At 39.7% G+C, this 8,329-nt stretch carries 10 protein-coding genes and 1 pseudogene; 2 read left to right on the top strand and 9 right to left on the bottom strand.

Annotated features, from left to right (window positions below):
• Positions 1-83: 83 nt before the first annotated feature.
• The gene (locus ADI86_RS02015; RefSeq protein ID WP_049531566.1) at positions 84-338 is read right to left on the bottom strand and encodes a DUF3165 family protein; all 255 of its coding nucleotides are present in this window, start codon (positions 336-338) and stop codon (positions 84-86) included.
• A gap of 19 nt (positions 339-357) precedes the next feature.
• Positions 358-2,199 (bottom strand): translational GTPase TypA, encoded by a 1,842-nt coding sequence (gene typA / locus ADI86_RS02010; RefSeq protein ID WP_000164111.1) that lies wholly within the window; start codon positions 2,197-2,199, stop codon positions 358-360.
• Between the two features lie 161 nt (positions 2,200-2,360).
• On the opposite strand from typA, the gene ADI86_RS02005 reads away from it, so the two are divergent.
• Positions 2,361-3,086: a 16S rRNA pseudouridine(516) synthase gene (locus ADI86_RS02005; protein ID WP_049531565.1), complete on the top strand. Its 726-nt coding sequence runs from the start codon at positions 2,361-2,363 to the stop codon at positions 3,084-3,086.
• 33 nt (positions 3,087-3,119) lie between these two features.
• Here the strand turns inward: ADI86_RS02005 and ADI86_RS02000 are convergent, their stop codons facing one another.
• Positions 3,120-3,503 carry a rhodanese-like domain-containing protein gene (locus tag ADI86_RS02000; RefSeq protein ID WP_000259257.1) on the bottom strand — a complete coding sequence of 128 codons (384 nt, stop codon included), beginning with the start codon at positions 3,501-3,503 and terminating at the stop codon, positions 3,120-3,122.
• Positions 3,503-3,772: a YqgQ family protein gene (locus tag ADI86_RS01995; protein ID WP_033689072.1), complete on the bottom strand. Its 270-nt coding sequence runs from the start codon at positions 3,770-3,772 to the stop codon at positions 3,503-3,505. Before ADI86_RS01995 ends, ADI86_RS02000 begins: the two co-directional genes overlap by 1 nt.
• A gap of 63 nt (positions 3,773-3,835) precedes the next feature.
• Between ADI86_RS01995 and ADI86_RS01990 the strand changes: the two genes are divergently transcribed.
• The gene (locus tag ADI86_RS01990; RefSeq protein ID WP_049531567.1) at positions 3,836-4,744 is read left to right on the top strand and encodes a LysR family transcriptional regulator; all 909 of its coding nucleotides are present in this window, start codon (positions 3,836-3,838) and stop codon (positions 4,742-4,744) included.
• Between the two features lie 345 nt (positions 4,745-5,089).
• Here the strand turns inward: ADI86_RS01990 and ADI86_RS01985 are convergent, their stop codons facing one another.
• The 5 genes and pseudogenes from ADI86_RS01985 to ADI86_RS11940 all read right to left on the bottom strand — a co-directional run.
• Entirely contained in the window at positions 5,090-5,674 is a 585-nt protein-coding gene (locus ADI86_RS01985) for an Ltp family lipoprotein (protein ID WP_049531564.1), read from the bottom strand.
• Between the two features lie 73 nt (positions 5,675-5,747).
• Complete coding sequence (locus ADI86_RS01980; RefSeq protein ID WP_049531563.1) at positions 5,748-6,122, bottom strand: hypothetical protein; 375 nt, start codon at positions 6,120-6,122, stop codon at positions 5,748-5,750.
• Between the two features lie 2 nt (positions 6,123-6,124).
• Positions 6,125-6,304, bottom strand: coding sequence for a hypothetical protein (locus ADI86_RS11945; protein ID WP_049531562.1), 180 nt, complete (start codon positions 6,302-6,304; stop codon positions 6,125-6,127).
• Between the two features lie 32 nt (positions 6,305-6,336).
• Positions 6,337-7,302 carry a hypothetical protein gene (locus tag ADI86_RS01970; RefSeq protein WP_049531561.1) on the bottom strand — a complete coding sequence of 322 codons (966 nt, stop codon included), beginning with the start codon at positions 7,300-7,302 and terminating at the stop codon, positions 6,337-6,339.
• 26 nt (positions 7,303-7,328) lie between these two features.
• Positions 7,329-7,684, bottom strand: a pseudogene (locus tag ADI86_RS11940) (hypothetical protein); the annotation flags it as partial.
• Positions 7,685-8,329 lie beyond the last annotated feature (645 nt).

Raw genomic sequence — 8,329 nt, 5'->3', positions numbered from 1 at the left:
ACGACTTTACACAAAGAAAAGCCCTTAGAAACTGGAGTTCTAAGGACTTTGTCTTCAATCTGAAGAGAGTCAAAACTCTCTTTTTATCTTCTTTTACTTTTATTGACCGACATGAGGGTAATATCTCGCAAGCTAAAGTATGCTAGGAAGAGCATGGCGATTGCGATAAAGAATTCTGTCGGTAGCTGAAAGATTTGCAGGACAGACAGCATGAGCAAAATCAAGAGTGCTACAAAAGCAAAGACGACAAGGACTATATTAACTGTCCCTTTAATGCTTTGTGGTGTCGCAAATACATAGAGTAGTAATAAGAGGATTCCTATGATTAAATAAACCATCTTTATCTCTTTCTAGCTCTTATTCAGCTGATTTTTTCTTCTTGTTAGCTTTCTCACGTTCTGCCTTGTTAAGGATTTGTTTACGCAAACGGATAGACTCAGGCGTTACTTCCATGTACTCATCGTCGTTCAAGAACTCAAGAGACTCTTCAAGCGTCAAGATACGAGGTGTCTTGATAACAGCTGTTTGGTCCTTAGTAGCTGAACGGACGTTGGTCATTTGTTTAGCCTTAGTGATGTTAACTGTCAAGTCGTTTTCACGAGAGTTTTCACCGATAATCATTCCTTCGTAAACCTCAGTACCTGGGTTGACAAAGATTGTACCACGTTCTTCGATAGACATGATTGAGTATGTTGTTGCCTTACCAGCATCAATAGAAACAAGGGCACCACGGTGACGTCCACCAATTTCTCCTGGAATCAATGGCAAGTATTGGTCAAATGTATGGTTCATGATACCGTAACCACGAGTCATTGACAAGAACTCAGTTGAGTATCCAATCAAACCACGCGCTGGAACCAGGAAGACCAAACGAGTTTGACCATTACCAGTTGAAATCATATCCAACATTTCACCTTTACGTTCAGAAAGGCTTTGGATAACAGATCCTTGGTATTCTTCTGGAGTGTCGATTTGAACACGTTCAAATGGCTCACATTTAACACCATCGATTTCTTTGACGATAACTTCTGGACGAGATACTTGAAGTTCATATCCCTCACGACGCATTGTTTCGATAAGGATTGACAAGTGCAATTCTCCACGTCCTGAAACAGTCCATTTATCTGGTGAATCAGTTGGGTCAACACGGAGGGAAACGTCTGTTTGCAACTCAGCTTGAAGGCGCTCTTCTACCTTACGAGAAGTTACCCATTTACCTTCTTTACCAGCAAATGGTGAATTGTTGACCAAGAAAGTCATTTGAAGAGTTGGTTCATCGATGTGTAGGATTGGAAGAGCTTCAACTGCGTCTGTCGGAGTGATGGTTTCACCGACAAAGATATCTTCCATACCAGAAACGGCAATCAAGTCACCAGCTTTGGCTTCTTGAATTTCACGACGTTCCAAACCAAAGAAACCGAAGAGTTTAGTAACACGGAAGTTTTTAGTTGTACCATCTAGTTTAGAAAGGGTAACTTGGTCCCCAACCTTAACAGTACCACGGAAGACACGACCGATACCGATACGGCCAACGAAGTCATTGTAATCCAAAAGTGATACTTGGAACTGCAAAGGCTCATCTGAGTTATCTACTGGAGCTGGGATATGGTCGATAATTGTGTCAAAGATTGGTGCCATAGTAGCTTCTTGGTCAGCTGGATCATCTGACAATGAAGAAGTTCCGTTGATCGCTGAAGCATAGACCACTGGGAAGTCAAGCTGGTCATCATCAGCACCAAGCTCGATGAAAAGTTCCAAGACTTCGTCCACTACTTCTGCTGGGCGAGCTGATGGCTTATCGATTTTGTTAACAACAACGATTGGGACAAGATCTTGTTCCAAGGCTTTTTTCAATACGAAACGAGTTTGTGGCATTGTTCCTTCGTAGGCATCTACGACCAAGACAACACCGTCAACCATTTTCATGATACGCTCAACTTCTCCACCGAAGTCCGCGTGTCCTGGTGTGTCCATGATGTTGATACGAGTTCCGTTGTAGGCAACAGCTGTATTTTTAGCAAGGATGGTAATTCCACGCTCTTTTTCGATATCGTTTGAGTCCATAGCACGCTCTGCCAATTCAGTACGTGCATCAAGCGTTTCTGATTGTTTCAATAATTCGTCAACGAGGGTTGTTTTACCGTGGTCAACGTGGGCGATAATCGCAATGTTACGGATATCTTCTCTTAATTTTGTCATGATTTCCTCTATAATATTCAAAATTTATTTTCTAACTGAACGATTATACCATAATTTCAAGTAAATAGCATAACTCAAGCAAGTGTAAATGTTTTCACTGTGCTTTTCTTTTCACGTCAAGCCTTTTCAAAGCAAGCGACTTATGATAAGATAGGCACTGTATGCGTTTAGATAATTTATTAGCCCAAGAAAAAGTTAGCCGAAAGGCCATGAAACAAGCCTTACTCAAAGGGGAAATTCTAGTCGATGGTTGCCCAGCTCGCTCCCTAGCTCAGAATATTGATACAGGACTACAGGAACTCCTTTTTCAGGACCGAATCATTCGAGGTTATGAGCACACCTATCTTATGCTTCATAAGCCTACTGGTGTCGTTACAGCCAACAAAGACAAGGAACTTCCAACCGTCATGGACCTCCTGACACCTGACATCCAGTCTGACAAGCTCTATGCCGTCGGCCGACTGGACCGAGATACGACTGGCCTTCTCCTCTTGACCAACAACGGACCCTTGGGTTTCCAGCTCCTCCACCCCCAGTATCATGTCGATAAGACTTATCAAGTTGAGATTAATGGACTCCTGACACCTGACCATATCCAAGCCTTTCAAAAGGGAATTGTCTTTTTAGATGGCACTATCTGTAAACCTGCAAGACTAGAGATTCTATCTGCAAGTCCTTCCTTCAGTCAAGCCTCTATCACCATTTCAGAAGGAAAATTTCATCAGGCCAAGAAAATGTTCCTCTCGGTTGGTGTCAAGGTGACCTCCCTCAAACGCACCCATTTTGGCCCTTGGAGCTTGGATGAGAATCTCCAAGAAGGAGACTACCGCCCCCTAAACTCAGAAGAGTTGGCAAGTATTCGTGACTTTCTCAGAAAAAGTGGTTAAAAAATGAGCTCGGAAACCTCCAAGCTCGTTTTCTTATTTCTCAACTTTGACTTTCCCTTTCCAAGAATCCAAGCCATAAGAAAGGATATAAATCTCAGAAAAACCTTGTTTTTTCAAGTAAAGGGCTGCATTTGTAACCCGTTGCGCACGTTGATTTTCGTAAAGAAGGACAGGTTTATCCTTACGAAGGGCTGCAAGACTAGTCTTCAACTGACTTGAAGGAATATTGCGGGCCCCAAGGATATGCTTTCTGTGGAACTCTGCTGGGTCGCGCAAATCAATCAATTGACCCGTACGAATCAAGGCTTCAAATTCCTCATTATCCACAATTTTAGCCGCACGACGAATACGAAGATAGTTAAAGCCCATCCACGCCAACATTGCTAGTATAAGTGCCCACAAAATCCAAGTAACCATTAGTTCTTTTCTCCATTTTTCTCAATATAATCCAATTCTACCTTGTGCTCTCTGCGAAGAACCGCTTCTGCTTCTAGATAGTCTAGTTTGTCCATCAACCCTGCATCGTAAATCCGAGAGAGTTCCAGCTTCATCAGCTCAATATCATATAAGCGTTTTCCCATGTAAACAATAATACCAAATCGTTTGAGGAATTGCTGCACATCATAGAATGTTTTCATAAGACTCATTCTAGCAAATTTTTGTGTTTTTTTCAAGAAGAGACTCACACAATGCCCCTGATTTTCCTATCTTCTTTGGCGATTCTGACGCAAGTGTGGTACAATAAAAACATGAGAATTCAACAATTACACTATATTATCAAAATCGTCGAAACTGGCTCCATGAATGAGGCAGCCAAGCAACTCTTTATCACTCAGCCAAGTCTTTCCAATGCTGTGAGAGATTTGGAGAATGAAATGGGCATTGAGATCTTTATCCGCAATCCCAAGGGCATTACCTTGACCCGTGATGGGATGGAGTTTCTCTCTTATGCCCGTCAAGTTGTCGAGCAAACCCAGCTTCTAGAGGAGCGTTATAAAAATCCTGTCGCCCACCGCGAACTCTTTAGCGTTTCGTCTCAGCACTATGCCTTTGTGGTCAATGCCTTTGTCTCTCTGCTCAAGAAAAGCGATATGGAGAAATACGAGCTCTTCCTTCGTGAAACTCGGACTTGGGAGATTATCGACGACGTCAAGAACTTCCGTAGTGAGGTCGGTGTCCTCTTTTTAAACAGCTACAACCGTGATGTTTTAACCAAGATGTTGGATGACAATCACCTGCTGGCTCACCATCTCTTTACCGCGCAACCGCATATCTTTGTCAGCAAGACCAATCCTCTGGCAAAAAAAAACAAGGTGAAACTCTCTGATTTAGAAAACTTCCCTTATCTGAGTTATGACCAAGGGACGCACAACTCCTTCTACTTTTCAGAAGAAATTCTTTCCCAAGAACACCACAAAAAATCCATCGTAGTCAGCGACCGTGCCACCCTCTTTAACCTCTTGATTGGTTTGGACGGATACACGATTGCAACTGGGATTTTGAACAGCAATCTCAACGGAGACAATATCGTTTCTATCCCACTAGACATTGATGACTCAATTGAGCTGGTCTATATCCAGCATGAGAAAACCAGCCTATCTAAGATGGGCGAACGCTTTATCGACTATCTACTAGAAGAAGTTCAGTTTGATAGTTGATACTCTTCGAAAATCTCTTCAAACCATGTTAGCTTCCATCTGCAACCTCAAAGCAGTGCTTTGAGCTGACTTCGTTAGTCTTATCTACAACCTCAAAGCAGTGCTTTGAGCAACCTACGGCTAGTTTGCTCTTTGATTTTCATTGAGTATAAAATTGTGAAAGAGAAATAATAAAACAAAAAGAGGTAGCGGCCTCTTTTTGTTTTATTATTATTGCAAGTTGTTCAATGCATACGTTATCTCTTCATCCCTAAATTGGTCGGTTTGGAGATCACCTCTGATTTCGGAAGTTGTATAAGAATCCGGAACCGATTGTTTATGTTCTTTAGCCCTTTCTAACGCTACTTACTTCCAATTGATGCCACTATTTTCTACTGCGTATTTTACCTCTTCAGGTTCAAAGCCATCATAGTTTTGTAATTTGAACTCGGTCATAGAACGTGATAGGTTGTCGTTTTTAGCATAATCTTTAGCTTTTTCTATTGCAGCTTTTTTCCAATCAACATCTACATTATCAAGAGCGAATTCGACATCTGATGGATGAAAACGATCTTGATATAGTTTTCCGGAAATAACATATCTTGAAACGAGAGGAGTTTTAGCATAATCTTTAGCTTTTTCCAATGCATTTTGTTTCCAATCAATACCCGCATTAGAAAGTGCGTAATTTATTGCCTCATCAGAAAAATCTTCTTCCAGCAATTTTACTCTTAAATCATCGTAGGAAGTCTTAAGACTTTTATCATATGATTTAGCTTTGTCTAACGCTTCTTTTAATTCTTTATCCTTATCTTTATCTTTTTGGGATGAAGTTTGTTCAGTTTTAGTGTCTGTTTTTTCAGATTTTGAGGTACAGGCAACTACAGTAGTCGCAAGAAAAACAATTAGTCCTACTGAACTAGCTAGAGTTATTAATTTTTTAAATTTCATTCATATTCTCCCTATATACAATTTCCTACCCCAGTAGTTTTTAGGGTACTGGGGTAAGCTTTTAATGTGTAGTCTATTTTACTCGGTTAAACGTTTGGTCTGGCTCTTGAAGATAAAGTTCCTTATCTTTTAACATATATTTTGTTTTTCCTAATTCTCTTCCTTTAGTATCTGTGATTATCAATTCTTTCTTTTGTTTATCAATTTTCACTAGTCTTTGTTCTTTGTCTCCGTCTGAATCCTCAGAGACGACCGTCCCAGTATTTCCTTTAATCACCATGATTAAATGATCACGTTTTGTTAAAATTTCATAAGTTCCATCTAATGGATCACTGGTTAATTTACGAACTCCAAAGAACAGAACAAGAAAGATAGCTAGGCTTATCCCGATAGATTGTAGAGGTTTTGTTTCAAATAATTTTTTAATTTTTTCAATCAAACCATTCATATCTAGATTTTCGATTTGTTTCCAGCTTTATCTACAAAAATTGACGCCTCTTTTTTGAGTGCTTCTACTCTATCAGGCTTCTCTTTAACTACTTCATTAATTGATTCTTCCATTCTTTCCGTAGTCTCTCCGACTTTTTCTACGGTCACTTCTTCGTTCATTTGATTTTCATGTTTTTCCATTATTTTCTCTGTTCTCCCAGTTCAAAAAAGTTTTATTTGACCCACTTACCTGAGCCATCTACTTTGTATCCATCTGGGGTACGTTCGTTGACTGCCATCTTACCGTTTGATTTAAGGTAATAGTCACCTACCCATTGGTTACGAGCATAACTACCTTCTGATGTTAGGTAATAGTATGAACTATAACTGCTATCATAGACCCACTCGTTCTTAGCCATTTTACCATTTGATTTGAGGTAATAGCTACCTACCCAAGTATTACGGGCATAGCTTCCTTCTGATGTTAGGTAATAGTATGAACTATAGTTTTTATCGTAAATCCACTCACTCTTAGCCATGTAGCCACCTGATTTAAGGTAGTAATTACCTGACCAAGCATTCTGAACATAGTTACCTGAAGCATTTAGGTAGAAGTATGAATTGTACTGAACATCAAAAATCCATTGATTGACTACTTTAACACCAGCTTTGTAGTAAGAAGAACCTGACCAGCCAGTCTGACCTGAGTTAGAACTAGTAGATTGTTTTGGAGTTTCAGCAGATTTTAGTGTTTCTACCTTCTTAATCGGATAATATTTATATCCAGAGATTTTAAAAACTTCTGAGCGTCCGAAGTAACGTTTTCCAAAATCATCTGAACTGTAGATATCTAGATGGTAGTTCCCATCTTTTACTGTGAGTATATTAATTCCCTGTCTTATTCTATTACTTCCTCCAAATCTTCCAAAACCGTATGAAGAAGCAAGTTCTCCAGTATCTTCATTAACTAGATCAAAATCAAGATATGTATTATCATTAGTTGTAGAAGTTCTTTGAAGGTCAACCGAAAGTATAGTTATTTCTCCTGTCTGTATCAAGGTGATTTTCAAAGGATTTTGAGTATCCTTGACACTCATATCTGTTAAGGCATGAACTTCCATTGGTTTAGAAGTCATAAGACCCACTGATAACAACGAACCTGCTAATAAAGAACTAACTAATATTTTTTTATTTTTCATGATTTAAAATTCCTTTTCTTTTTTCCTTATCCTACCCACTCACCGTTGGTATTGACACGGTAGCCATCTGGTGTAGTGGTGTTTATTGCTAAAGCTCCTGAACTATAGGCATAGTACCATTTACCAGAAACTATAAACCAGCCTGTTTTCATAGCACCTGACTTATCAAGATAGTACCATGAACCATTATCTTTTATCCAGCCTGTAGCCAGTGAACCTGAGTTGTTCAAATAGTACCATGAACCATTATCTTGTACCCAACCTGTAGCCATTGAGCCTGAGTTGTTCAAGTAATACCATGTGCCACCAGTTTTGACCAAGCAGTTTGCATCCAACCTGCTTGGTCAAAGTAGTACCATTTATCCTTGATTTGTTCCCAACCGTTGGTTGTATATGAACCATCAGCATGTTTGTACCACCAGCGACCAGCTGACTCAATCCAGTTACCAGCTTGTGAAGCTTTTGAGTCTTCTACTTTCTTGATTTCTGTATCTGTTTTCTTATCCTCTTGTTTCCCTGCAGGATACTCCAGATACCAACCTGATAAATTGTAGTAGTCCTTTCTTTCATCCTTAACCAACTTATCAAACTCTTCTTGGATTTCAGCTAATTTAGCTTGTTCAGCTTTCAATTTATCTGTAACTGCATCCAATTTATCTTGTGCCAATTTTGCAGTAGATTTTGCTTGCGTTAGTTTTGTTTCCAAATCAGCTACTTTTGTTTGCGCGTCTGCAAGATTCTTGTCTGCGTTCAGATAGGCACTCAATTCAGTTGCAATTGCTTTAGCATCTGACACCAATTTGTCTTTTTCTTCATGAAGCTTCGCTTGTTCATCTTGAAGAGCTTTCAACTTGTTTTCTTCAGCTTGCAATTTTGATTGCGCACTTGTAAGAGCAGTTTCAGCATCCTTTTGAGCCGTTTTGGCTGTAGCTAGTTCAGCTTTAGCTGTTTCAAGAGCAGTTTCTTTTTCTGCTTGGCTTCTTGAGAAGTTTTCAACAGCTTTTTCAGCAGTTGCTTTACGTTCTTG

Source organism: Streptococcus pseudopneumoniae, assembly GCF_001074975.1.
GTDB lineage: Bacteria > Bacillota > Bacilli > Lactobacillales > Streptococcaceae > Streptococcus > Streptococcus pseudopneumoniae_D.
Note: the sequence above shows the minus strand (reverse complement) of the source record. Positions and strands in the feature narration are given on the sequence as shown.